A 24,612-nucleotide genomic window follows, 5' to 3' on the forward strand; every position below is an offset into this window, starting at 1 on the left:
GCTGTGGGCGGCCCGTCACCCGTCGTGGACGGGCCGGCCCCAGCATTCCCGCCCCAGGAAAGGTGGCTCGGTGGGTCCGCCGGTGCGTTCCGGCGTTGGACACAACGATGCCCAGCCGTGCTTGGCACGGCCTTAACAAGATCTTGTAACAGTGAAAAGTCCTGCTAATTACCCCTTTTCGGGGGCTAGTCGACCACGATGACCACCAGCTGGCGGGGTCCGTGCACGCCCTGTACCCGGATCATCTCGATGTCCACCGTCGCGGACGGCCCGCTGAACCAGGTCAGCGGCCGGTGCGGGTCCAGCACGCCGATCATCTCCGGGATCGACGAGGCGATCTGCTCGGCTCCCACCACGCAGACATGGCAGTCGGGCACCAGCGTCGGCGCGCGCCGACCCTGACCGGGGCCGCCGTCGAGCACCACGGTGCCCGAATCGGCGATCGCCGCGGCACAACCGGTGACCACGGCATCCACGGCGTCGAGTTCGGCTGGGGACAACTGTGGATCATCGGAGACGACGCGATTCCCGGACCCGTTCGCCCACTCCGTCAGCCAGGACGCGGGCAGCCCGGCCGGAGCGAGCACACTGGATGCCCCGTGCTCGCGCAGGGCCGACGCGATGGCGGCGGGCAGTGCTGCGGCCCGCACCCGATGCGATTGCGCGCCATAGTGCTTCAGCCGTTCGAGGAACAGCGCGGTGACCGCGGCCGGGTCCCGTTCGTCGATTCCCGGTGCCTGCCTGAGGTATTCGCGCGGCACGGTGGTGGTGCGCTGCGCGGCGGGCAGGTCCGACAGCGCCTCCCGAATGCGGGTGAGTACGACCTCGCGCGCGCTCATCGCGGCCCTCCGTGTCCGTTGCCCTGCACGTTGACCTGCCCATTGCCGACCTGCCCATTGCCATTGCGCCCGCCATTGGTTCGCGCCCACCAGGTCCGGAACGACTCCTTGGGCACGGCGGGCACCAACCGGCTCCGTGTCCATCCCGAAAGCGGCGGCGGCAGATGCTTTTTCGGTGCGATGACGCCCGCGATCCCCGCGGTCTTCACCGCCGCGGCCCAGAGCTGGGGGTGGTACATCATGTGCTCGACCGCGTCGAGTGCCGCGCGTTCGCCGCGGTGCTTCACCGCGGCCGGTCCCTCGGCGATGTCGTTGCGCAGCTCGAGGAGGTTGCCCGTGATGTCGATGCGGACGGGACACACCTCGTTGCACGCGCCGCACAATGTGGACGCGTACGGCAGTGACGCGGTCTGCGGATCGTCCGCGCCTTTGAGCAGCGGGTTCAAGATGGCCCCGATCGGTCCCGGGTACACCGAGCCGTAGGTCTGCCCGCCGGTGCGTTCGTAGACCGGGCAGATGTTCATGCACGCGCCACATCTGATGCAGCGCAACGCTTGTCGACCGAGCGGGTCGGCCAGGGCCCGGGTGCGGCCGTTGTCGACCAGGACCAGGTGGAATTCGCGCGGCCCGTCGCGGTCGGTGACGCCTGTCCAGGTGGACACGTAGGGCGACATGCGTTCGCCGGTGGAGCTGCGGGCCAGCAGTTGCAGGAACACCTCGAGGTCGCGCCAGGTCGGCACCACCTTCTCGATGCCGACCACCGAGATGAGGGTCTCGGGCAGGGTCAGGCACATGCGGCCGTTGCCCTCCGATTCCACCATCACCACGGTGCCGGTCTCGGCGACCAGGAAGTTGCCGCCGGTGACGCCGACCTTGGCGGCCAGGAACTTCTCGCGCAGGTGCAGTCGCGCGGCGTCCGCCAGTTCGTTCGGATCGTCGGTGAGCCCGGCCGGGGCGGGCCGCCCGTGCTTCCCCATCTCCGCGGTGAAGATGTCGCGAATCTGCCTGCGGTTCAAGTGCATCGAGGGCACCACGATGTGGGAGGGCAGGTCGTCGCCGAGCTGCAGGATGATCTCGGCGAGATCGGTTTCGCGGGCGTCGATCCCGGCGGCGCGCAGCGCGTCGTCGAGCCCGATCTCCTCGGTGAGCATGGATTTGGCCTTGACGATCCGAGTCTCGCCGGTGCGCCGCACCAGCTCGGTGACGACCAGGCAGGCCTCGGCGGCGTCGCGCGCCCAGTGCACCACCCCGCCCGCCGCCGCCACCGCGGCCTCCAGCTGCACCAGATAGGAGTCGAGATGGTGCAGCGCGTTGTCCTTGATGGCGGCGGCGCTGTCGCGCAGCTGCTCCCAGTCGGGCCGTTCGCCGACCAGCGCGTCGCGTTTCGCGCGGATGGTGTGGGTGGCCCGGTGCACGGTGGCGCGCAGTTGCGGATCGCGGGTGGATCGTTCGGCGGCCTTCGGGAACGGCGGCCAGCCCACGAAACTCTTGCTCATGACGCCACTTCCGCGGCGGCGAGCGGCAGTCCGGGCATCGGCCCGTCGGCGGTGGTGCGGGCCAGGATCTCCACCAGATGCAGGCTGCGGACGTCGGTCCCGTCCTTGGCGAGCCGCCCGCCGATGTTCATCAGGCACGAATTGTCCACGGCCGTCAGCACATTCGCGCCGGTCTCGCGGACGTGCCGGGCCTTGTCGCCGTTCATCGCGCCCGACACCGCCCCGTTCTTGACCGCGAAGGAGCCGCCGAAGCCGCAGCATTCCTCGGCGGCGGGCAGTTCCACCAGGTCGATGCCCGCCACCGCGCGCAGCAGCGTCAGCGGCCGGTCGCCGATGTGCTGGACGCGCAGGGAATGGCAGGTCGGGTGGTAGGTGACCCGGTGCGGGAAATACGCGCCCACATCGTGGATTCCGAGGTCGTCGGTAATGAATTCGGTGACCTCGCGAATTCTGGGCAGGATGGTCTGGGTGTCGAGGGCGAGCCTCGAATCGCCGGTGGCCTCGGCGACTGTCATGTAGAACTCGCGCGGCGCCTGCCCGCACGAGGCCGACGGCATGATGATGCGGTCGTACCCGCCGAGCACCTTGACGAAGTGCCGCGCCAGTTTCGCGGTGTCGGCGCGGTACCCGGTATTGCAGTGCATCTGCCCGCAGCAGCTCTGTGCCGTCGGGAATTCCACCTCGACGCCGAGCCGCCGCAGCAGTTTCACCGTGGCCTGTCCGGTGCCGGGGTAGAGCACATCGTTGATGCAGGTGACGAAGAGAGCGATACGCATGCGGTCCCTTCCGGAGTGGTGGTCAAACGCGTTGGCGGACTTCGGCGGCCGGTGCGGCCTGGCGCAGCTCGCGACCGATCTCGAGGGTGAAGAGCAGGACGGCGACAGCGGTGAGGGCCCCGCCGGCCGCGCCGACCAGCTGCTTGGTATAGCTGCTCGATAGCGGACCAATCAGATTCCATGCCCAGAAGGTGAGGGCGAAGGCGGCGGTAGCGAGTGTCAGATTTCTCGCGTTCATCCCATTTGTCTAACAGATGCGCAGGTAGAACGGGCTAAATTGGGCCATTTCGGCGCGCCTACGGCCGCCGCGCCGCCGTATCCGCACCATGTCTGCTGTCGGATTGCGCATCTCCCCAGGAGGAGCAATGAAAGTGTGGCGATCCCGCCGGTGTCGCGCGGCCCTGCTGCCGGCCCTGGCGGGTGCGATCGCGGTGGCCGGAATCGTGGCGCAGGCCGGTCGGCCGCTACCCGCCGCCGCCGAACCCGCGAGCGACCTTCCCCTCATCATCGACGTCAGCGCGCCCCCCGACGGGCCGTGCGCCGGCCCGCTGCACGGCACCGCCGCCGTCTACTTCCCACCGGGGGTCGACTCCCATGCGGAGGTGGAGTGGCGGATTCTCGGTGGCGGCCAGCCGATTCGCAGCGGCATCACCGTGGTGGAGAACGACGTGATGGCGGTCGGGTTCGACCTACGCCACGACGAGCTCCCCGCCGACGGCCTGCTCCGCGTCGACGCCCGCGCTCGGATCCCGGGCGGCGACGTCAGCGGCTACGGCAAGCCCTGGAACTTCCGGGTGAGCCGGGATTGCCGCCCGCTGCACGTGGTCTCGGTCGGCGACTCGGTGTTGTGGGGCCAGTCGGTGCTCGGCGGCGTGAGCGCCCCGCGCAAGCACAGCTTCGCCAACGTGGTGGCCGACGCCCTGGGATCCAGGACCGGCCGCGGCGCCACCCTGCACGACTACACCGCCTCCGGCGCCGCCCTGGACGCGCCCGGTGAGCACCCGACCGGCAAATGCCCCGGCGGGGACGCCACTCTCGACGTGTTCTGCCAGCTCGCCAAGGCCACCGGCGACGCCACCGCGAACGGCTACCCGGTCGATCTGGTGCTGATCGACGGCTGCCTCAACGATCTGGACCCGATCTTCGGCATTCCGGTGGGCGTCACGCCCGGCACCCAGGATCTGACGGCCGCCGTGCACCGCGAATGCGGCGGCATGGGCGCGGACGCGGTGAACCCGGCCGCCGCCGTGCCCTATTACAGCGGAGCCGCCCTCGGCTACGGCGGTCGTGGCATGCGGGAGGCGGTGCAGGCCGCGCACCAACTGCCCGGCACGCCGAAGGTGCTGGTGGGCAACTACTTCCACGGCTACGACGGGGATCGGGTGCCGGAGTCGTTGACCCAGCGCTGGTCGGAATTCGTGCGGGTGTCCTCGGAGCTGTTCCGGCAGGCCGTCGCCGACGCCAATGCCACCGCGGGCGAGGGGTACGCCACCGCCGCCGACGGGCTGTTCACCGAGGATGCCGCGGGCGGTCAGGATCCGGCGCAGGTCGTGAAGGAGCCCGCGCAGACGACGCCCCGGGACGTCGCACAGCCCGCCGAGCGCACGCCGGCCCTGAACCCGCTCGGCGACGAGGCGGCGTCGCTGCGCCTGCTGGTCTGCCCGCAGGCCGACGACCTGCCGCAGTGCCGGGCCATCCCGCCCGTGTCACCGCCCGACCTCGAGGTCGCGCGCAAGCACGCCGACGCCTTCCTGATGAATCCCCGGATCAGCGAATGGTTCGGTGGCGGTGAACCGTTCGGTATCGGGTTCACGGCCTCGAAGGTGACCGCCCGGTCCGGCAACGCGGTCAGTTTCGACGCCGAGCGGGCGGGCGGCGCCATTCGCCGGTACGACTGGTACTTCGGCGACGGCTCGCACGAGACCACCACCGATCCGGCGGCCTCGCACGTCTACAACGGGCTCGGTCCGAACCTGCCGCGGCTGGTGGTCACCGATATGACCGGCCGTCGGAGCCTGTACGAGCTGGCCGAGCCCATCACCGTGGGCTGATCAGGCGTGCAGTGTTGATCAGGCGTGCAGGGCGGTCACCAGGTCGGCGATGGCCTCGTCGCCGACCTGGTAGCCGGGGAAGTAGCAGCAGACGCGAGCGGCGGTGTCCCCGAAGCGGTTCCGGATCTGCGCGGCGCATTGGGCGGGCGTGCCACCGACCGTGAGCGCGTCCACCATGGTGTCGTCGATCAGTCCGGCCATCTCCCGCCAACGCCCCTGCTTGGACAGCAGATTGAGCTCGGGCTGCAGATCCGCCCAGCCCTCGACCTCCAGCACCGGGCGGTAGGCGGGCGTGGAACCGTAGAACGCCAGCAGGTTTCGCACCGCCTTGCGCGCCGTGGCCAGCTCTTCTTCCGTATCGCCTAGGGCCACAATGGCTTCCACGATGATCTCGAACGGCCGGGTGGAGTCGCCGCGGCCCTTGCCCACCGCGGCGAGGGTCCGCTCCCGGTAGTGGCGCTCGGTGGTGAACGGCATGACCAGCAGCCCGTCCGCGACCTCGGCGGCCATGGCGGTCATGCGCGGACCCAGCGCGCCGACCAGAACCGGCGGCGGCCCGCACGGATTCGGTCCCGGATCGAATTGCGGCGTCATGAGCGTGTGCTGCCAGAACCGCCCGCGATAGTCGAGGCGCTCCCCGGTCTGCCAGGCCCGCAGAATCGCCTGCACCGCGAGCACCGTGTCGCGCATCCGCTCCACCGGCTCCGACCAGACGCTGCCGTACCGCTTCTCGATGTGCGGGCGGATCTGGCTGCCGAGCCCGAGCCGGAACCGCCCGCCCGAGAGCGCCTGCAGATCCCACGCGGTGTGCGCGAGATGCATCGGGCTGCGCGGGAACGCCATGGCCACATTGGTCATGATGTCGGTTCCGGCGGTGGCGGCCAGGGTGAGCGGCGCGAACACGTCGTGCGCGCCCTCGAAGGTGAACACGCCGTCCACCCCGAGTTCGCGCAATCGCGCGGCGCGCGAGGCGGATTCGGCCAGTGGCGCGTTGAGCCACAGATCGACGGGCAGGGACACCGCTGACTCCTCGGGAGAAAGGACAACAGCCCCGGGCCGAGAGGTAGGAGGCCCGGGGCTGTTGCAGGTCAGCGATGGTCGTGGCCGCTGACCCGCGCGCCGGAGCTACCAGGGAAGTAGCGGTCTCCGGAGCGGCTCGGTGGGATTACTGTCCGCCGTTGATGAACTCGGCGGCCTTCTCGCCGATCATGTAGCTCGGCGCGTTGGTGTTGCCGCCGGTGATGCTGGGCATGATCGAGGCGTCGGCGACGCGCAGGCCCTCGATGCCGTGCACCTTCAGGGTCGGGTCGACGACCGCGCGCTCGTCCACGCCCATGCGGCAGGTGCCGACCGGGTGGTAGATCGAGTGCACGCGGTTGGGGAGTTCGCGGCGCAGCGCGGTCTCGTCCGCCCACTGCTGGCCCGGGAAGAAGTTCTCGGTGACATCGCCCGCGATGCTCTTGTGCGACATGATCTCGCGGATCATCTTGATGCCCTCGACCAGGAACTCGGTGTCCCACGGGTCGGTCAGGTAGCCCGGGTCGATGAGCGGCGAGGCGAACGGGTCCGCCGAGGCCAGCTTCATCTCGCCACGGCTCTTCGGGTAGATGAGCGACGGCATGATGGTGAAGGCCGGGCGGCGGTCCACCAGGTGCAGCTTGTCGGCGTCCTGGTTGGGCGTCGGGTAGCTCCACGGCAGGGTGTGGATCTGCATGTCCGGGTGGTCGCCCTCGGCGAACTTGGTCTTGACGAAGCCGGCGGCCTCGAAGACCGTGCGGCCCATGAAGGAACTGCCCGGGTTGCGCATCTCCTTGAGGATGCCGCGCGCGAAGTAGGTCGGGATGCCGCGGTGGATGGCCTTCTTGGACACGAAGGTCATGGGCACGAACAGGTGGTCGTGCAGGTTCTGGCCGACCGGCAGGTCCGCGACGACCTCGATGCCGTGCTCGCGCAGCTGCGCGGCCGGGCCGATGCCCGAGAGCATGAGCAGCTGCGGGGAGCCGATCACACCACCGGAGACGATGACCTCCTTGGCGGCCTTCACGATCCGGCGGGTGCCGTTCTTCTCGGCGATCTCGACGCCGGTGGCGCGGCCGTTCTCGATGACCACGCGGGTGGCGTGCACGTGCGTGAGCACGGTCATGTGCGAGTTCGGCATGTTGGTGATGAAGCCACGCGAGGAGCTGTAGCGGATGCCGTCCTTGACGGACTGCTGGAAGATCGAGAGGCCTTCCTGCGACTCGCCGTTGTAGTCCTTGATGATCGGCGTGCCGAGGGACTCGGAGGCGGCGGTCATGAACTGCTCGGCGATCGGGGTGATCTCGCGGGGGCGGGTCACCTCGATGGGGCCGCCGGTGGCGCGGTAGTCGTCGGCGCCGTCGACCCAGTTCTCCAGGCGCTTGTAGGCGGGCAGGACCTCGTCGTACGACCAGCCCTTGTTGCCCTCGGCGGCCCAGGAGTCGAAGTTGGCCTTGTTGCCACGCACGTAGAGCATGCCGTTGACCGAGGACGAGCCGCCGAGCACCTTGCCGCGGGTCATCGGGATCTTGCGGTCGTTGGCGTGCTTCTGCGGGACCGAGTACTGCTTCCAGGTCACCAGCTTCTTCAGCTGCGGGACCGTGTGGACCATCGAGATCATGCCGGGGCGGGTGACCAGCTGGGTGTTGTCCTTGCGCCCGGCCTCCAACAGGATCACGCTCGCGCCGGCCTGCGCGAGGCGCCCCGCCAGCACCGCGCCGGCGCTACCCGCGCCAACGACGACGTAATCGGCTTCGGACGTGGAGCCCGGGGAAGGGGTCATATCAGTTACCTCATCTTCGAGTGTGCCTGGCATCACTGTAGAACAGGTTCTAGTCTGCCGACACCCCGGATGGGCTGTCCAGTCCCAAGATCGACTTCGGGTTGGAGGCTGGAAACGCTGCCCTCTGGCCGGTCGGCATGGTTGAATTCCTGTGAAACACGTTCCAATTTCGTGATCTTAGCGGCACCTTGCCCGAGGAGGAACAGTGTCTGTTCCGTCACTGCCCGCCGGCTTCGACTTCACCGATCCCGCGCTCTGGGCCGACCGTAGTCCGGTCGAGGAGTTCGCTCTGTTGCGGCGCACCGCACCCGTCTGGTGGAACGCGCAGACACCCGGGCAGGCCGCCCCCATGGACGACGACGGGTACTGGGTGATCACCCGCCACGAGGACGTCAAGGAGATCTCCCGGCGGCCCGAGCTCTGGTCCTCCCATCGCAAGGGCTCGATCATCCGGATGCCCGCCGACTCCGAACCCGAACAGCTCGAACTCGGCCGCGAAGCGCTGCTGGTGAACATGGATCCGCCGAAACACACCAAGATTCGGCGCATCGTGTCCAAGGGCTTCACCCCGCGCGCCGTCGAGGGCTTGCGGGCCGCGCTCACCGAACGCGCGGAAAAGATTGTGCGGGAGGCGAAATCGACCGGCGGCGGCGATTTCATCGAGCAGGTGGCGTGTGAACTGCCGCTGCAGGCCATCGCCGAACTGCTCGGGGTGCCGCAGGACGATCGATACAAGCTGTTCCACTGGTCCAACCAGCTGATGAACTACGACGATCCGGAATTCGCGGGCCAGAACATGGCCGCCAATGCCGAATTGCTGGGCTACGCCTACAACATGGCCGAACAGCGCCGGGCCTGTCCGGTCGGCGACATCGTCAGCCAGCTGGTGACCGCCGATGTCGACGGCGAGGCGCTGGGCTCCGACGAATTCGGATTCTTCGTCATCCTGCTGTCGGTGGCGGGCAACGAGACCACCCGCAATGCCATCGCGCACGGCATGAAGGCCTTCGTCGACAACCCCGATCAGTGGGAGCTGTACCGGCAGCGCCGCCCGCACACCGCGCCCGACGAGATCGTGCGCTGGGCGACGCCGGTGACGGCGTTCCAGCGGACCGCCACCCAGGACACCGAACTCGGCGGGCAGAAGATCCGCGAAGGCCAGCGCGTCGGATTGTTCTACAGTTCCGCCAACTTCGACGAGGAGGTCTTCGACCGCCCCTTCGAATTCGATGTGCTGCGCGATCCCAATCCGCACGTCGGGTTCGGCGGCACCGGCACGCATTTCTGTGTCGGCGCGAATCTGGCGCGGCTGGAGATCGACCTGATGTTCAATGCGATCGCCGACGCCATGCCGGAAATCCGCGAGGTCGAACCGCCGCAGCGGCTGCGTTCGGGCTGGATCAATGGGATCAAGCATTGGCAGGTCCGCTACTCCTGAACCGGTGACCCCGTCGAACCCGTTCTAGAATTCGGGCTTGTGACCAATCTTCGCGAGATTCCGCTGCGCACCCTGACCGACAAGCCCACCTCGCTGGCCGAGCTGGCCGACGACCAGATCGTGCTGCTGGTCAATGTCGCCTCCAAGTGCGGGCTCACCCCGCAGTACTCGGGCCTGGTCGAACTCCAGCAGACCTACGGGTCGCGCGGGTTCACCGTGGTCGGCGTGCCGTGCAACCAGTTCATGGGCCAGGAGCCGGGCACCGCCGAGGAGATCGCCGAGTTCTGCTCGGCGACCTACGGCGTGGACTTCCCGCTGCTGGAGAAGAGCGACGTGAACGGCGACGGCCGCATCCCGCTGTACCAGGAGCTGACCCAGGTCGCCGACGCCGACGGCGCTGCCGGGGACATCCAGTGGAACTTCGAGAAGTTCCTGATCGGCCGGGACGGCTCGGTGCTGGGCCGTTTCCGCCCGCGCACCGAGCCCAAGGACGCGGCGATCGTCGCCGCGATCGAGGCCGCGCTCTGATCCGCCCCGCGGCAGAGCTCTGATCAGTCCTGGGACGGCCGGGCGCGGCGCCGGTAGCGGACCGCGCACGGCTGTTCCAGCTGGACCACCATCTTGGAGTGGTCGTTGCGGTAGCTGTCGGACGGCTGTGCCAGTTCGAACTCCCAGTCCCGCAACAGGATCGAGAAGATCGCCTTCAGCTGCATGAGCGCGAACGCCGCGCCCACACAACGGTGCCGGCCCGCGCCGAACGGGATCCAGTTCCAGCGGTTGGCCAGATCCTCCTGATTCGGGTCCAGGTAGCGGCCCGGATCGAAATGCTCCGGATCCGGGAATGCCTCCGGAATCCGGTTGGAGACAGCGGGACTCGCCGCCACCAGGTCGCCCGGATCGATGCGGTGGCCGCACACCTCGAACTCCTCGCGCGCCACCCGCATCAGGATGATGAGCGGCGGGTGCAGGCGCAGCGCCTCCTTCAGCACCGCCTCCAGATTCGGAATCTGGCGCAGCGCATGGAAACTCACGTCCGCGCCGTCGGCGTAGAGGGTGTCCAGTTCGGCGACCACCTGACCGAGCACCTCCGGGTGCCGGAGCAGTTCGATGATGGTCCAGGCGGCCGTGCCCGAGGTGGTGTGGTGCCCGGCGAACATCATGGAGATGAAGATGCCGGTGACCTCGCTGGCCGAGAACCGGGGCTGACCCCGCTCGTCGCGCACCGACACCAGCACGTCGAGCATGTCCCGATCGTCCTTGCCGGTCGGCGGATTCGCCATCCGCCCGGCCATGATGTGGCGCACCAGCTTCACGAGCTGGTTGCGGGCCTCGTCGCGGCGGCGGAAGCTCTCGATATCGGCGTACGGGTCGACGTAGCAGTAGGCGTCGGTGCCGCGCTCGAGCTCGTGGTAGAGGTGCGCGAAGCGGTCGTCGAGCTCCTCGCGGAACTTGGTCCCGATCAGGCAGGCCGAGGACGTGTAGATGGTGAGTTCGGCGAAGAATTCGAGCAGGTCGATCTCGCCCTCGTCGCCCCAGCGGGTCAGCATGCGCTCCACCTCGCGGGCGATGGTGGTGGCGTGGCCGCGCATCTGCTCGGCGCGCAGGGCCGTGTTGTGCAGCATTTCCTTGCGCCGCTCGGGTGGGGCGTCGAAGACCACGCCCTCGCCGAAGATCGGCTTCATGAACGGATATGCCGCGGCTTGATCGAGTTCATCGTCGCCGGCGCGGAAGAAGAACTCGTTGGCCTGCGCGCCGGTCAGCAGGATGACATCGCGATCCGCCAATCGGAACGAGCCGATATCACCGCATTCTTGCCGAACCCGAGCCATGAGGGCGATGGGATCGGTGCGGAATTCCTCCAAGTGGCCGTGCTCGTGCTCGCCACCGGATACCGCGCGCGGTTTGACCAGGGTCATCTGTGACCTCCCGGGTAGACACCTGTCCAGACGGTACTACGGAAGGGATTGCACGGCAAGGGATCCCGCGGATTCCCGCGCGAAATCGAAATGGTTATTTCAGGGCCGCAGGATGCGCAGCGCGGATTTCTCCATGCGCTCGGCAATTTCGGCGTAGGACGCGTAACCCATGCCCGCGCGCACCAGCGCGCCCGCGTAGATCATTTCGAGCGTCTCGATGAGTTCGGGATCGGAGTCGGAGCCCAGCGCGTCGATCAACCGCCGCCGGATCTCGCCGCCGATCCGCAGCCGCAGATGCGCGACATCGGGATCGACACCCAGCAGCGCGGCCGTCACGGCGCCCGCGAGCGTGGGCTCGTCGGCCATCAGCATGGCGATCTGCCGCAGCACGGCCAGCACCCGGGCGGTGGAGTCGATGCCCTCCCCGGCGGGTGCGTCCGTGGCGGCGAGCCGCCGCCAGAACATCTCCGCGACCAGGTGTTCCTTCGAGGAGAAATACGTGTACGCGGTCGCCGTGCCGACCCCGGCCTGCGCCGCGACCATGCGCACGGTCAGCCCCGCGAACCCCTCCCGGGACAGCACGTCCATGGCCGCCCGGGTGAGCTTGTCCACGGTGTCGGCCTGCTTCTCGGTGAGCCGCCGGCGGGTGGCCTCCATGCTCACCGCTGAGCGGTCGGAAAGGGGATCAGACACGTGTCCGGATGCTACTATGACTCGGCCCGCCGAGCAACTCGCGGTATGCGTGATCGGTATGAATGAGACCGCACCGGAAAGGCTTTCGAATGCTCCCCGCCGCGCTCTCCGCCACCCAGCGCGAATTGCCCGCACTCATCGAGCAAATCGCCGCCACGCTGCCCTCGGACGAGGCCGCCGCATTGTCCGAGGCCGCCCGCACCTATGCGGGCAAAGGCGCGATCCTGGAGATCACCGCGGGCCCTGGCGATGCCGCCGATGCCTACGCCGCCGCCGTCCGGGAATGGCGCACCCCGCTGCGCCTGCTGCTGATCACCGGCTCCGACTCCGCTGCCGCCGAACGCGCCTACGACGACTGGTCCCACTGGGTGGCGGGCGGCGGCCTGCTGGCACTGCGCGCCGCGGACGAGCTCTACCGCCGCGCCGAGGCCACCGGCAAGTTCCGCACCCTCGCCGCCGCCGGAACCCTGCGCATCCTGCAGCGCATCGCCGCCTGCAACTAGCGGCTCGCCGCCATGCCGGCATTCAGCGCGCGAATGTAGGCGATCGCAAAGTCCGGGAACAATTCCCGCGGGTACGCGCCGCCGTCCAGGCCCCGCAGTTCGACCACCCCGTCCTCGATGCGGACACCGCTGATCCATTCGTACCGGATGCGGGTTCGGCGGCTGCCCAGGTGAATATCGGCCGCGTCCGGCCCGAAGCGCGCCGCCATCACCGTGCCCGGCGCGGCCATGGCCGAGAACAGGGCCAATGTCCGCGCGGGATCGGAATTCCAGCGCCGCCGGTACATCCCGACCAGCGGTGAATCGGCCATGGCGGCCGATCCGGTCAGGCGGACGGCGTGTTCAGACCCATCGGGGCGAGCTTGGCGGCCAGCCGGTCCAGGTAGGCGAGCACCTCGTCCTCGGACTTGTCGGGCAGACCGTAGACGGCGTCGGTGACCCCGGCGTCGGCCCAGGCCGCGAGCTGGTCGGCGTCCGGCTTGCCGGCCAGCGCCACCACACGCGGGGCGCCCTCGCGGCCCGCCTCCTGCCAGTGCTTCAGCAGCAGGGCGGTGGAGGCGGAGATGTCGGACTCGTACGGCGTGGTGATCCAGCCGTCGCCGGAACGGGCGATCCACTTGAAGGTCTTCTCGGTGCCGCCCGCGCCGATCAGCAGCGGAATGTGCGACTGAACCGGTTTGGGCCAGGCCCAGCTGGGGCCGAAGGAGATGAAATCGCCGCTGTAGGAGGCTTCTTCCTCGGTCCAGAGGGTCCGCATCGCCTCCATGTACTCGCGCAGCACGGTGCGGCGCTTGTTGCCGGGGACGCCGTGGTCGGTGAGTTCGTCGGTGTTCCAGCCGAATCCGGCGCCGATGGTGACCCGGCCGCCGGAGAGGTGGTCCAGGGTGGCGATGGTCTTGGCGAGGGTGATCGGGTCGCTCTCGGTGGGCAGCGCCACTGCGGTGGACAACTCGATGCGGGAGGTGACGGCGGCCGCGGTGCCCAGCGCGACCCACGGGTCGAGGGTGCGGGTGTAGCGGTCGTCGGGCAGTTCGCTGGTGCCCGTGTGCGGGTGGGCGGCGTCGCGCCGGATCGGGATGTGAGTGTGCTCGGGCACGTAGAACGAGTCGAAACCGCGGTCCTCGGCGGCCTTGGCGGCGGCCGCGGGCGTGATGCCGCGGTCGCTGGTGAAGAGAACGATGCCGAAACGCATGGGGGAGAACTCCTTTCAGAGCTGCTTGGCGGCGGAGACGCCGGCGCGGCGGCCGAAGAAGCTGCCGTCGCCGAGGGAACAGCCGGAGGCGTATCCGCCGGCGCAGATGCCGGAGGTGACGCGACCCGCGGCGTAGAGGCCGGGAATCGGTTCGCCGGAGACGTGCAGGACCCGCGAGTCCAGATCGGTGCGCAGGCCGCCGAGTGTGAAGCCGCCGGTGTAGCCGCGCAGGTCGTAGGCGCCGAGCGGAGTCCGGATGGGCTTGACCCATTCGGTCTTCTTGTTCTGGAACGGGTCGTCGCCCTGCGCGGCGTGGTGGTTGTAGAGGTCGATGGTCGACTGGAGGGTGTGCTCCGGCAGCCCCATCTCGCCTTCCAGCTCCGCGACGGTCTCGGCGACCCAGGTCGGCGCGATGCGCAGGAACGACATGGACGACTTGGTCTCCATGGCCTCCTCCAGCGCGAGCTCGTCGATCACCAGGTACGCCTTGTTGTCCTGATCCTGCAGCACGGCCTGACCCATGCGCCCGGGGTAGGTGTCCTCGGTGATGAACCGCTGCCCGTGCCCGTTCACCAGGATGCCGCGTGCCACCAGCTGCGGGTCCACCACCAGGGCCACCTCGGTGGCGTCCATGTGGGCGAGGTCCGCGCCGAGCGCCTGCGCCACCCGGATGCCGATGCCGTCGTGCTCCTCGACCGTGGCGGCCGGGCGGCCGGCGATCTTGGGCGCGAACTGTTCCACCATCTCGTGGTTGTAGGCGAAGCTGCCGGTGGCCAGCACCAGGCCGCGCTCGGCACGCACGTGCACCGGCTTGCCGTAGCGGGTGGCGGCCACGCCGACCACACGGCCGGTCTCGTCCACGATGAGCCGCCGCATCCGCACGTCGTACTCGTGCCGCACGCCGAGCTCGTCGGCCTTCTGGGCGAGCGGCTCCATCAGCATGTAGCCGCCGCCCTTCTCACCCAGCTTCTTGTCCTTGGTCCAGGCCAGGTGACCGCGCGGAGCGGGCGGGATCTTGTCCTTGAAGGGGGCGGCGTTCTCGCCGCCGGAGAACATCAGGCCCTCGTCGGCGGGCGGCTCGTAGCCGGGTTCGCCCCAGAACACCTCGTTGAACGGGACACCTTGCGCGACAAGCCAATCGAAGTGCTCGACGCTGCCCTGGCAGTAGTCGTGGATCTTGGCCTTGTCGACGCCGGGGCCCAGGGCCGCGGTGAGGAACGCCTCCATGTTCTCGGCGGTGTCGTCGAAGCCCAGTTTCCGCTGGAGCGCCGTGCCACCGCCGAGATAGATGAAGCCGCCGGACATGGCGGCCGCGCCGCCCCAGCCGCCGGTGCGTTCCAGCACCAGGACATCGGCCCCGGAGCGGGCGGCCTCGAGGGACGCGCACACCCCGGCGATGCCGAAGCCGACGACCACGACGTCGGCCTGGTAGTCCCAGATCTCGACCTCATCGGCCAGAAGCGGGCTGACGCTTGCTGTTTCCGCCATTGTCTCTGTATTCCTCACTGCGGGTTGGGATTACTACTTCTTCTTGTCTTTGGCGAGCGTCTTGCGCACGGCGCCGTCGAGTTTGGTCGCGCTGGGCCAGCCCACGTAGTGGGCGAGGAACACCGTGATCTCGCGCAGCTGATCGGCGTCGAGCTCGCCATTGCGCAGGGCCGCGCCCACCTGGATCTCGAGGATGTCGGCATGCCCCTGCGCGGTGATCGCGCCGAGCAGCAACAGGCGCCGGTCCCGCATGGAGAGGCCGGGCCGGTTCCAGATATCCGCGAAGAGATGATCCGCGGTGACCTCGAAGAACGGGTCGCCGGAGAAGTTCGGCAGGTCGAAGCCGTACACCTCCGACATCTTCTTCAGGCCCTGCTGCCGCTGTTCGGACATCTGCTCGTCGCTCATTTCTGCTCCTTCGCAAGGGATCCTGGCCCCACGCCGAGTCCGTCTCCCAAGTTGTGCAAGGCCTGCCGCGCCAGCGGTAGGTCGAGATCCAACCGGCCCGCCAGATCCAAGGCCAAGGACAGGTCCTTCTCACCGAGATCGCGCACATGCCCGAGGATGGGGAACCAGAAATCGTCCGCCTCGACCGGTGCGGTGGTCTTGCGCAGCATGATCGCGCCGGGCCCGCCGGTGCGCGAGTCGGAATGCCGGACCACCTTGCCGAGGGCGGCGATATCCAGTCCCGCGGCTTCGGCCAGCCGCTGCGCCTCCGCCGCCGCGGTGAAGGCGACGAAGTGGAGCAGGTTGCGCGCCAGCTTCATGCGCGTGCCCGCGCCGACCTCGCCGGCATGGATGACCAGCGATCCGAACCGCCCGAACGGCTCGCGCACCGCTTCGAAGGCGGCGGGACTGCCGCCCACCATGACCGCGAGCGCGCCCTGCTGCGCGGCGGGCGCCCCGCCGCTGATCGGCGCGTCCACGAATTCGACACCGTGCGAAGCGCATTCGGCGCCGAGTTCCACGGCGGTCCGATCGGAGATGGTGGAGTGCACCGCGATCACGGTGCCGGGCTTCGCGGTCCGGAGCAGACCGTCCGGGCCGGTCACCACCGTGCGCACCTGCGCGTCGTCGAGGACGACGACCGAGATGACCCCGCACCGCTCGGCCACGTCCGCGGCGGTCGCGGCGGCGGTCGCCCCCGCGTCGGTGAACGGCAGCAGCGCGTCGGCCCGCATATCGCAGACCACGAGCCCGCCCGGCCATTCGACCAGCCGCTGCGCCATCGGCGCACCCATATTGCCGAGTCCGATGAACCCGACCGAGATGTCCTCGCTCATGGCCGGAACACCTGCCCGCCGTCGACATTCAGCACCTGACCGGTGACCCAGCCCGCGTCGTCGGACAGCAGGTACAGGCAGGCCCCGACCATGTCCTCGGTGGTGCCGAGCCGCTTGAGCGCCATCTGCTTCACCAGCTGATCCACGAACTGCTCGGGCACGATGCTGCGGGTGGCCTCGGTGTCGGTGGGTCCCGGCGCGATGGCGTTCACCCGAATCCTGGAGTGCCCCAGCTCGTGTGCCAGCTGCTGGGTGAGGCTGTTGATCCCGGCCTTGGCCAGCCCGTAGAAGCCGGAGTAGGTCCAGGCGGCGGTGGACGACTGGTTCACGATGGACCCGCCGCCCGCCTTGGCGATGTGTTTGTAGACCGCGCGCGTCACGTTCAGCGCGCCGTCGAGGTTCACGGCCATGAACTTCTTGTAGTAGTCCCACTGCACGGACACCAGCAGGTCGAGCTTCATGTCGCCGTAGATGGCGGCATTGTTGACCAGGTGGTTGATGCCGCCGAACTCGGCGACGGTGAAATCGGCCAGGGCCTTGGCGGATTCCGGATCGGCGACGTCGACCGGCGCGAAGACCGCGACGCCGCCGTCGGCGGTGATCTCCTTGGCGGTCGCCTCGCCCAGTTCGCTGTTCAGGTCGGCGACGACGACTTTCGCTCCCTCGGCGGCCAGCGCCTTCGCGTAGGCCGCCCCGATGCCGCGCGCGGCGCCGGTGACGATGATCGATCTGTCGGTGAATCGGCTCATGTCGGTACTCCTCAGACGCCGGTCGCGATGAGTTTGGTCTCGGTGTATTCCTCGAATCCGAGAACGCCCATTTCCCGGCCCACGCCGGACTGCTTGTAGCCGCCGAAGGGCGCGTCGGCCGAATACCAGATGCCGCCGTTGACGCTGAGCGTCCCGGTGCGCACGCCGTTCACGACCTCGCGCAGCCGCTCGGGATCGCTGCCCCACACCGTGCCGGACAGGCCGTACGGGGAGTCGTTGGCGATGCGGACGGCATCGGCGTCACCGTCGTGCGGGATGACGGTGAGGACGGGCCCGAAGATCTCCTCCTGGGCCACGGTGGAACTGTTGGGCAGGCCCGTGATCAGCGTCGGCTCGACGAACCAGCCGTTCGCCCGGTCGGGCCGCTTGCCGCCGGTGACGATGGTGCCGCCCTCGGCGCGCGCGATGTCGAGATAGCGCTCGATCCGCGCCCGCTGCCGTTCGGAAATGACGGGGCCGCACACGGTTCCGGGCTTGGCCGGATCGCCCGGTTTGATGCCCGCCATGGTGCGGGCGGCGGCTTCGACGGCCTGATCGTGCAGTTCGCGCGGCACCAGCAGGCGGGTGCTGATCGCACAGCCTTGGCCCGCGTGCACGCACACGCCGAACGCCGCGTAACTGGCGGCGGCCGCGATGTCCGCGTCATCCAGCACGATGAACGCCGACTTGCCGCCCAGCTCCAGGAACACCTTCTTCAAAGACGCTGCCGCCGCGGTCATCACGGCCTTACCGGTCTGGGTGGACCCGGTGAACGAGATCATGTCCACCCGCGGATCGGTGACCAGCTGCGCGCCCAGGCCGTGATCGTCGGAGGTGACGATATTGACCACCCCGGCCGGAATGCCGGTCTCCTCGGCGATGATCCGGCCCACGGCCGCCGCGCACCACGGGGTGTCGGGCGCGGGCTTGAGCACCACGGTGTTTCCCGCCGCGAGGGCCGGGCCCAGCTTGGCGAAGTTGATCTGGTGCGGGAAGTTCCAGGGCGTGATCGCCCCGACCACGCCGATGGGCTCGCGCCGCAGCCGGCGCGAGCTCTTGATCCCCATGGGCGCGGCGACCCCGAGATCGGTTTCCCACGCGTAGTTCTCGGCCAGATCGGCGAAGTAGCCGAGATCCCCGACCGGTCCCTCCAGCTGTGGTCCGCTGGTGAGCATGCGGGGCGCGCCCGCCTCGGCGATGGTGATCTCGCGCAGTTCCTCGATGTGCCCGCGCAGGGCGTCACGCAGCTGCCGGAGGCAGGCCGCGCGGAACGCCGGATCGCGGGACCAGTCGGTGGTGTCGAAGGCGGTGCGGGCCGCGGCGATGGCCGCGTCCATATCGGCGGAGTCGGCATTGGCGGCATAGCCGAGGGGTTCCCCGGTGGCCGGGTCGGCGGTGGTGAACACACCGCCGCCGCCGGGCGTCAGCTTGCCGCCGATCAGCAGGTGCGAACCGCCGTCGGGGACGAGATCGCTCGGGCTCATAGGTAGCTCCCATGCTGTCCGGACACGTGTACGGACTATAGGTTCGCGGCTCGGAAACGCGCAAGAACAGGTTTCAGTTTCTGCGGTCCGGCCGATTTTCTTCGCGGGATTCCGTTGTGAGGTGATCCCGTCGCTAGTACCGTACAGACACATGTCCAGCTACGTGTCTCCGTTGCTGGAAAACGTTCGTCAGAGCCGATGAACGAGTTATCGAATACGAGGTGGACCCACCATGACCGCAGCCTCGCTGGAGCCGCTGCTGTTCGACCCCTACGACTACCGCATCCACGAGGACCCCTATCCCGTGTACCAGCGGTTGCGCACCGAGGCCCCGGTGTACCACCACCCCGAGCTGGACTTCTGGGCGCTCTCGCGGCACGGGGACGTGGCGGCCGGCTTCCGGGACAACGTGCGCCTGTCCAGTGCCAACGGGGTCTCGCTCGACCCCGCCGCCTGGGGGCCGCACGCCTGGCGAACCATGTCGTTCCTGGCCATGGACGACCCCCGGCATCTGCGCCTGCGCAAGCTCGTCTACCAGGGATTCACACCCCGGCGGGTGACCGAGATGGGCGCGCGGATCCGCGAGATCACCCTGCGCTACCTCGAACCCGCGCTGGCCGGCGGCGATTTCGACTGGATCGACGCGGTCGCGGGCCAGGTCCCGATGGACGTCATCTCCGAACTGCTCGGCGTGCCCGAAGCCGATCGCGCCGAACTCCGGCGGCTGGCCGACCTCCTGGTGCATCGTGAGGAGGGCGTGCTGGACGTGCCGGTCGCGGCCATGGAGGCGGCCATGAAACTCGCGGGCTACTACAACGAGATCCTCGCCGAACGGAAGCGCAAACGCGCCGACGACCTCACCTCGGCCCTGCTCGACGCCGAGGCCGACGGGGACCGGCTGACCGAGGAGGAGATCCTCGGCTTCATGTTCCTCATGGTGGTCGCGGGCAACGAGACCACCACCAAACTGCTCGGCAACGCCCTGTACTGGGCGGGCCGCAATCCCGAGCAGTACGCCAAGGTCGCCGCCCACCCCGAACTCGTCGAGGACTGGGTCGAGGAGACCCTGCGCTACGACGCCTCCAGCCAGATCCTGGCGCGCACCGCCGCCGAGGACCTCGAGTACTACGGGCAGACCATTCCCGCGGGCTCGAAGGTGCTGCTGCTCATCGGATCCGCCAATCGCGACGACGCCGTCTTCCACGACCCGGACCGCTACGACCTCGAACGCGGCGACAAGGGCGGGCTGATCAGCTTCGGCCGCGGCGTGCATTTCTGCCTCGGCGCGCACCTGGCGCGACTGGAGGCGTCGATCGTGTTGCGCGAGTTCGCCGCTCGCGTCCGCTCGTACGGCATCGCCGACACCGGTATCCAGCGCGTGCATTCGGTGAATGTGCGCGGTTTCGCCCACTTGCCCGTCTCCGTGGAGGTTCGCTGAATGGCCCGCTTCGCACCGCATCCCGCCCGCCGCCCCGCCATCGTCGCGGGCGCGTCCTCCGGAATCGGGGCCGCCACCGCGGAAGCCCTTGCCGCGCTGGGACACCCGGTCGCGCTGGGTGCGCGCCGGGTGGAGATCTGCGAAACCCTCGCCGAGAAGATCCGCGCCGGGGGCGGGGAAGCCTTCGCCGGACGGCTCGACGTCTGCGATACCGCCTCGGTGAACGAATTCGTCACCGCCGCCGAGGCGGCCCTCGGGCCCACCGAGGTACTGATCTCCGGCGCGGGCGACCTCGAATTCGGGCAGGGCTGGGAGATGGATCCCGACCTGTTCGAATCCCAGGTGCGGGTGCACCTGGTCGGCGCGCAACGCCTCGCGCACCGGGTGCTGCCCGGCATGATCGAGCGGCAGCGCGGCGACTTCGTGGTCATCGGCTCCGACTGCGCCGTGCGGGCCCGGCCCGGCGCGGGCGCGTACAACGCCGCCAAGACCGGCGTCGAGGCCTTCGCCACCCAGCTGCGCATGGAACTGGAGGGCACCGGGGTGCGCTCGTCCATCGTGCGGCCGGGCCAGACCCTCACCGGCATGGGCATGCAGGCCACCCCGGAAGTGGTGGGTCCGCTGCTGGAGAACTGGGTGAAATGGGGATTCGCCCGGCACCCGCAGTTCCTGCGGCCCGCCGATCTCGCGGCGGCCGTGTCCGCGGTCGTGTCCACCCCGCGCGGCGCACACCTGGTGCTGGTGGAGGTCCAGCCGGAAGCGCCACTGCGCGAACCGAATCCGGAAGGACCCTGACCATGCGCCTGGTCGTCGATCTCGACCTCTGCCAGGGCCACGCCGTCTGCCAGGACGAGGCCCCCGACCTCTTCGAGGTGCCCAGACAGGGACAGGTGCGGATCCTGCGCGCCGACCCCGGCACCGACCTGGACGCGGCCCGCGCCGCCGTCCGCTACTGCCCGACCCAGGCCCTGTCGCTCGTAGACGACAGCGCTGTCGAAGGAAGGAGACAGCCGTGAGCTGGTCCCGCGACGAACTCGACGAGATGATCCGCCGCTGGGTGGACGAGAACAAACACTGTGAGGCGGCCGGGGACTGGAAACCCCTCGAGCACTTCTACACCGACGACGCCACCTACGGCTGGAACTACGGTCCGCAGCAGGAATTCATGGCCGTCGGGCGCGACGAGATCCGCGATATCGCGCTCGGCCAGGAGATGTTCGGGCTCGAGGGCTGGACGTACCCGTACCAGGAATTCGTGGTCGACGAGCGCACCGGCAGCGTCATCGGATTCTGGAAACAGGTCAACGATCAGCAGCGGGCCGATGGACGGCCCTACAGCCCGGAAGGGCTCGGCGGCAGCTGGTTCCGCTACGCCGGGAACTACCAGTGGAGCTGGCAGCGCGACTTCTTCGACTTCGGCAATGTGACCGCGCTGTTCGTGGAGATGATCTCGAACAACGCGCTCTCGTCCGGCATGCGCAAGCGCATGGAACGGTCCATGTCGGGCGAACCGCTGCCCGGCTGGTACCCGGCCGGGACGGGGCCGGTGCCCCTGTGGTGACCAGCAGATACGCGTCACTCACCAGATCCGAACTGGCCCTGCTGGTTCCGGAACTGCTGCTGTGCGGGCACCTCATCGACCGGTCCGGGATGGCGCACGTGCTCGGCGCGCTCGGCCGGGAGGGCATGACCGCGGTCGCCATCGACGAATGGCAGCTGGCCAGCCCGGTCTACACCCGGCGCATGCGGCGGGCGCTCGGCATCACCGGTGACGGGGTGGACGCCATCTTCAAGGGCTTCCAGCTGGATATCGGCGCGCCACCGCAGTTCATGGACTTCCGCTACCAGGTGATCGACCACGATCACGGGGAATTCCATCTCGACCACTGCGGCGCGCTCGCCGACGTCGAGCCGATGGGCACCGAATTCGTGGTGGCCATGTGCCACGACATCGAGGACCCCACCTTCGATGCGACCGCGCTCGCCACCAATCCGCACGCCCAGGTGCGACCCGTGCACCGGCCGCCCCGCGAACCGGCGGACCGGAAACCGGTGTGCGCGTGGACCGTCACGATCGATCCCGCGCACGAACCGCCGACCCCGCACGAGGACGCGCAGGTGGTGGCCGGATCCGAGGCCGCCGCCACCGTGCTCGACCCCATCGACCCGGAAGATCCCGGGCAGGCGGACTATGCGGGGCCGCTGCTGAGTGACCTGCGGTTCGAGGACTTCTCGCGCTCGGCGCTCATCCGGATCGCCGACGAGGTGTGCCTGCAGCACCACCTGCTCACCCTCGGCTACCGGACCGCGGTGGAGACGCGCACGAAACCGGGAGTGGCGCTGGACATCCTGCGCAAACAGTTCACCGGCATCGCGGGTCTCACCGCCGAACGCATTCGCACCGCGCTCGGGCTCGGCGACGATATGGCGGCGCTGGCCAAGGTGCTGCGCCTGCACCCGGCGCTGAACCCGGCCGCCTATGTCGACATCGACGTGACGGCCGAGACCACCGGCGGGGAGCAACTGGTCGAGCTGCGCATCGGCCGTGGCTGCGGCGCGGTCGACGACGGCGCCTGGCCCGCCCTGCTCGACCCCGACCATCTTCAGCCGCTCGACGCCCTGGTGCGCGGGGTGAACCCGCGTTTCCACGCCCGGGTCCGCGAGGCCGCCGACTGCGGGCTCACCCTCGAAGTCGCTTGCGCCGATCTGCCGTTCCGGGAAGCCGACGAGGTCGCCATCACCCGGTTCAGCTCCGGGGCGGCCTTCACTTTCACTGACCGGGGCACACCGCTGCCGCTCACCGTCCTGTAGCCGGAACACACCAGGAGAAACGGCCATGGCGTGCAACTTCGCCGACCTCTACGAACATTCGGCCGACGCCGTGCCGGACCGGACCGCCGTGATCGAGGGGACACGGCGGCTCACCTTCGCCCAGCTCGACGCCCGCGCCAACCGGCTCGCTCACCACCTGGCGGCGGCCGGGGCCGGGCCCGGCACCCACATCGGGTTCCACATGCACAACAGCATCGAGAGCCTCGAAACCCTGTTGGGCTGCTACAAGATTCGCGCGGTGCCGGTCAATATCAACTACCGGTACCGGGCCGAGGAACTGCGCTACGTCTACGACAACGCCGACCTCGAGATGGCGGTGCACCACCGCTGCTACGCGCCGCTCATCGAGGAGATCCGGGATCAGCTGCCGAAGCTGCGGCACACCCTGGTCGTGGAGGACGACCAAGGGGGAGCGGGACTGCCGAGCCGTTCGCTGCCCTACGAGGAGGCGCTCGAATCAGCCTCCGGCATCCGGGATTTCGGACCGCGCAGCGCCGACGACCACTTCATCATGTACACCGGCGGCACCACCGGTCTGCCCAAGGGCGTCATCTGGCGCCAGGAGGACATGTGGCGGGTGCTCGGCGGCGGCATCGACTTCTACACCGGTGAACCCGTCGCCGACGAATACCAGCAGTCCCGGATGGCCGCGCGGAACGAGTTCCCCATGACCTGGTTCGTGCTGCCGCCGCTCATCCACGCCGCCGCCATGATGCCCACCTTCACCGCGCTGTGGTCGGGCAACGCGGTGCTGTTCCAGCCGCGCTTCGATCCCGACGAGGTGTGGCGGGTGGTGGCGCGGGAACGGCCGCACGTCCTGGTCGTCACCGGCGACGCCATCGCCCGGCCGCTGGTCGACTCGTATCGGGCCGCGCCCGTGGACGCCTCCTCGCTCGTCTCCATCGGGTCAGGGGCGGCGCAGCTGACCCAGCCGGTGAAGAACGCACTGCTGGAACTGTTCCCGAACACCCTGGTCACCGAGTCCATCGGGTCGTCCGAAACCGGTTTCGGCGGAATCGGATTCGCGCAGAAGGACGACGATCCGGCCCGCGCGCCGCGCGTGAGCACCGGTCGAGGCGCGCTGGTGGTCGACGATGACGGGCGGCCCGTCGCACCCGGCGGGGAGGGCTGGGTGGCCAAGACCGGCAATGTGCCGATCGGGTACTACAAGGATCCGGTCAAGACCGGCAAGCTGTTCCGCATCGTGGACGGCGTGCGAATGGTGATCACCGACGATCGCGCGCGCGTCGAATCCGACGGGTCGGTCACGTTGATCGGGCGCGGCAACATGGTCATCAACACCGGCGGCGAGAAGGTCTTTCCCGAAGAAGTGGAAGCCACGCTCAAGGCGCATCCGTCGGTCTACGACGCGGTCGTGGTGGGGGTGCCGCACGAGCGCTGGGGTCAGCTGGTGGCGGCCGTGGTGTCCCCGGCGGACGGCGACATCGACCTGGCGGTCCTGGAGGCCCATGTGCGCGAGCGCCTCGCCGGATACAAATTGGCGCGCCGGATCTGGGTGGCCGGGACCGTCGCCCGGACGCCGAGCGGGAAGCCCGATTACCGGTGGGCGAAGGCATATGTCGCCGAGCGGGCGCCAGACCATGAAAGTAGGTGACCGGTGAGCGGACGAACTG

25 protein-coding genes are annotated in these 24,612 nt (G+C 68.9%); 10 read left to right on the forward strand and 15 right to left on the reverse strand.

Going from position 1 to position 24,612, the window contains the following annotated elements; genetic code table 11:
- Positions 1-185 precede the first annotated feature (185 nt).
- Genes ACQPYY_RS01460 through ACQPYY_RS01475 form a run of 4 tightly spaced genes read right to left on the reverse strand, consistent with a single transcriptional unit; the run spans position 186 to position 3,349 of the window.
- Positions 186-839, reverse strand: a complete 654-nt coding sequence (locus ACQPYY_RS01460) for a LutC/YkgG family protein (RefSeq protein ID WP_433592511.1) — start codon at positions 837-839, stop codon at positions 186-188.
- The gene (locus ACQPYY_RS01465) at positions 836-2,335 is read right to left on the reverse strand and encodes a lactate utilization protein B (RefSeq protein WP_433592512.1); all 1,500 of its coding nucleotides are present in this window, start codon (positions 2,333-2,335) and stop codon (positions 836-838) included. Before ACQPYY_RS01465 ends, ACQPYY_RS01460 begins: the two co-directional genes overlap by 4 nt.
- Positions 2,332-3,111 (reverse strand): (Fe-S)-binding protein, encoded by a 780-nt coding sequence (locus ACQPYY_RS01470; protein ID WP_433592513.1) that lies wholly within the window; start codon positions 3,109-3,111, stop codon positions 2,332-2,334. The genes ACQPYY_RS01465 and ACQPYY_RS01470 overlap by 4 nt, the downstream gene beginning before the upstream one ends.
- 22 nt (positions 3,112-3,133) lie before the next feature.
- Positions 3,134-3,349, reverse strand: a complete 216-nt coding sequence (locus ACQPYY_RS01475; protein WP_433592514.1) for a hypothetical protein — start codon at positions 3,347-3,349, stop codon at positions 3,134-3,136.
- 127 nt (positions 3,350-3,476) lie between these two features.
- Between ACQPYY_RS01475 and ACQPYY_RS01480 the strand changes: the two genes are divergently transcribed.
- Positions 3,477-5,162 carry a PKD domain-containing protein gene (locus tag ACQPYY_RS01480; RefSeq protein ID WP_433592515.1) on the forward strand — a complete coding sequence of 562 codons (1,686 nt, stop codon included), beginning with the start codon at positions 3,477-3,479 and terminating at the stop codon, positions 5,160-5,162.
- An 18-nt stretch (positions 5,163-5,180) separates the two neighbouring features.
- On the opposite strand, the gene ACQPYY_RS01485 is transcribed toward ACQPYY_RS01480, so the two are convergent.
- Both ACQPYY_RS01485 and ACQPYY_RS01490 read right to left on the reverse strand, forming a co-directional pair.
- Positions 5,181-6,176 carry a TIGR03617 family F420-dependent LLM class oxidoreductase gene (locus ACQPYY_RS01485; protein WP_433594541.1) on the reverse strand — a complete coding sequence of 332 codons (996 nt, stop codon included), beginning with the start codon at positions 6,174-6,176 and terminating at the stop codon, positions 5,181-5,183.
- A 151-nt stretch (positions 6,177-6,327) separates the two neighbouring features.
- Positions 6,328-7,962: a GMC family oxidoreductase gene (locus tag ACQPYY_RS01490; RefSeq protein WP_379103569.1), complete on the reverse strand. Its 1,635-nt coding sequence runs from the start codon at positions 7,960-7,962 to the stop codon at positions 6,328-6,330.
- A 205-nt stretch (positions 7,963-8,167) separates the two neighbouring features.
- Between ACQPYY_RS01490 and ACQPYY_RS01495 the strand changes: the two genes are divergently transcribed.
- A complete protein-coding gene (locus ACQPYY_RS01495; RefSeq protein ID WP_433592516.1) occupies positions 8,168-9,400 on the forward strand; it encodes a cytochrome P450 in 1,233 nt (410 codons plus the stop codon).
- Positions 9,401-9,463: 63 nt separating this feature from the next.
- The gene (locus ACQPYY_RS01500; protein ID WP_433594542.1) at positions 9,464-9,928 is read left to right on the forward strand and encodes a glutathione peroxidase; all 465 of its coding nucleotides are present in this window, start codon (positions 9,464-9,466) and stop codon (positions 9,926-9,928) included.
- A gap of 23 nt (positions 9,929-9,951) precedes the next feature.
- Here the strand turns inward: ACQPYY_RS01500 and ACQPYY_RS01505 are convergent, their stop codons facing one another.
- Together ACQPYY_RS01505 and ACQPYY_RS01510 are read right to left on the reverse strand one after the other, a co-directional pair.
- Positions 9,952-11,316: a cytochrome P450 gene (locus ACQPYY_RS01505; protein WP_433592517.1), complete on the reverse strand. Its 1,365-nt coding sequence runs from the start codon at positions 11,314-11,316 to the stop codon at positions 9,952-9,954.
- Positions 11,317-11,415: 99 nt separating this feature from the next.
- A complete protein-coding gene (locus tag ACQPYY_RS01510; RefSeq protein ID WP_379103797.1) occupies positions 11,416-11,979 on the reverse strand; it encodes a TetR/AcrR family transcriptional regulator in 564 nt (187 codons plus the stop codon).
- A gap of 119 nt (positions 11,980-12,098) precedes the next feature.
- On the opposite strand from ACQPYY_RS01510, the gene ACQPYY_RS01515 reads away from it, so the two are divergent.
- The gene (locus ACQPYY_RS01515; RefSeq protein WP_433592518.1) at positions 12,099-12,512 is read left to right on the forward strand and encodes a hypothetical protein; all 414 of its coding nucleotides are present in this window, start codon (positions 12,099-12,101) and stop codon (positions 12,510-12,512) included.
- Here the strand turns inward: ACQPYY_RS01515 and ACQPYY_RS01520 are convergent.
- The 7 genes from ACQPYY_RS01520 to ACQPYY_RS01550 are packed head-to-tail and all read right to left on the reverse strand — an operon-like array spanning position 12,509 to position 18,708.
- The gene (locus ACQPYY_RS01520; RefSeq protein ID WP_433592519.1) at positions 12,509-12,823 is read right to left on the reverse strand and encodes a hypothetical protein; all 315 of its coding nucleotides are present in this window, start codon (positions 12,821-12,823) and stop codon (positions 12,509-12,511) included. The genes ACQPYY_RS01515 and ACQPYY_RS01520 overlap by 4 nt on opposite strands.
- Before the next feature lie 14 nt (positions 12,824-12,837).
- Positions 12,838-13,704 (reverse strand): LLM class F420-dependent oxidoreductase, encoded by an 867-nt coding sequence (locus ACQPYY_RS01525; protein WP_379103578.1) that lies wholly within the window; start codon positions 13,702-13,704, stop codon positions 12,838-12,840.
- Positions 13,705-13,719: 15 nt separating this feature from the next.
- Entirely contained in the window at positions 13,720-15,192 is a 1,473-nt protein-coding gene (locus ACQPYY_RS01530; protein WP_433592520.1) for an FAD-dependent oxidoreductase, read from the reverse strand.
- Positions 15,193-15,225: 33 nt separating this feature from the next.
- Positions 15,226-15,600 (reverse strand): carboxymuconolactone decarboxylase family protein, encoded by a 375-nt coding sequence (locus ACQPYY_RS01535; protein ID WP_433592521.1) that lies wholly within the window; start codon positions 15,598-15,600, stop codon positions 15,226-15,228.
- Positions 15,597-16,475: an NAD(P)-dependent oxidoreductase gene (locus ACQPYY_RS01540; RefSeq protein ID WP_433592522.1), complete on the reverse strand. Its 879-nt coding sequence runs from the start codon at positions 16,473-16,475 to the stop codon at positions 15,597-15,599. Before ACQPYY_RS01540 ends, ACQPYY_RS01535 begins: the two co-directional genes overlap by 4 nt.
- Positions 16,472-17,224 carry an SDR family oxidoreductase gene (locus ACQPYY_RS01545; protein ID WP_433592523.1) on the reverse strand — a complete coding sequence of 251 codons (753 nt, stop codon included), beginning with the start codon at positions 17,222-17,224 and terminating at the stop codon, positions 16,472-16,474. The genes ACQPYY_RS01540 and ACQPYY_RS01545 overlap by 4 nt, the downstream gene beginning before the upstream one ends.
- A gap of 11 nt (positions 17,225-17,235) precedes the next feature.
- The gene (locus ACQPYY_RS01550) at positions 17,236-18,708 is read right to left on the reverse strand and encodes an aldehyde dehydrogenase (protein ID WP_379103588.1); all 1,473 of its coding nucleotides are present in this window, start codon (positions 18,706-18,708) and stop codon (positions 17,236-17,238) included.
- 232 nt (positions 18,709-18,940) lie between these two features.
- Between ACQPYY_RS01550 and ACQPYY_RS01555 the strand changes: the two genes are divergently transcribed.
- From ACQPYY_RS01555 to ACQPYY_RS01580, 6 genes are read left to right on the forward strand one after another with little or no spacing between them, the layout of a single operon-like run.
- Positions 18,941-20,146, forward strand: a complete 1,206-nt coding sequence (locus ACQPYY_RS01555) for a cytochrome P450 (protein ID WP_433592524.1) — start codon at positions 18,941-18,943, stop codon at positions 20,144-20,146.
- Positions 20,147-20,941: an SDR family oxidoreductase gene (locus tag ACQPYY_RS01560; protein WP_433592525.1), complete on the forward strand. Its 795-nt coding sequence runs from the start codon at positions 20,147-20,149 to the stop codon at positions 20,939-20,941.
- Between the two features lie 2 nt (positions 20,942-20,943).
- Complete coding sequence (locus tag ACQPYY_RS01565; RefSeq protein WP_379103594.1) at positions 20,944-21,162, forward strand: ferredoxin; 219 nt, start codon at positions 20,944-20,946, stop codon at positions 21,160-21,162.
- 26 nt (positions 21,163-21,188) lie between these two features.
- The gene (locus ACQPYY_RS01570) at positions 21,189-21,707 is read left to right on the forward strand and encodes a nuclear transport factor 2 family protein (protein ID WP_433594543.1); all 519 of its coding nucleotides are present in this window, start codon (positions 21,189-21,191) and stop codon (positions 21,705-21,707) included.
- Positions 21,704-22,957, forward strand: a complete 1,254-nt coding sequence (locus tag ACQPYY_RS01575; protein WP_433592526.1) for a hypothetical protein — start codon at positions 21,704-21,706, stop codon at positions 22,955-22,957. The genes ACQPYY_RS01570 and ACQPYY_RS01575 overlap by 4 nt, the downstream gene beginning before the upstream one ends.
- Before the next feature lie 25 nt (positions 22,958-22,982).
- Entirely contained in the window at positions 22,983-24,593 is a 1,611-nt protein-coding gene (locus ACQPYY_RS01580) for an acyl-CoA synthetase (protein ID WP_433592527.1), read from the forward strand.
- Positions 24,594-24,612 lie beyond the last annotated feature (19 nt).

The organism is Nocardia sp. CA-145437 (genome assembly GCF_050956485.1).
Classification (GTDB): Bacteria; Actinomycetota; Actinomycetes; order Mycobacteriales; family Mycobacteriaceae; genus Nocardia.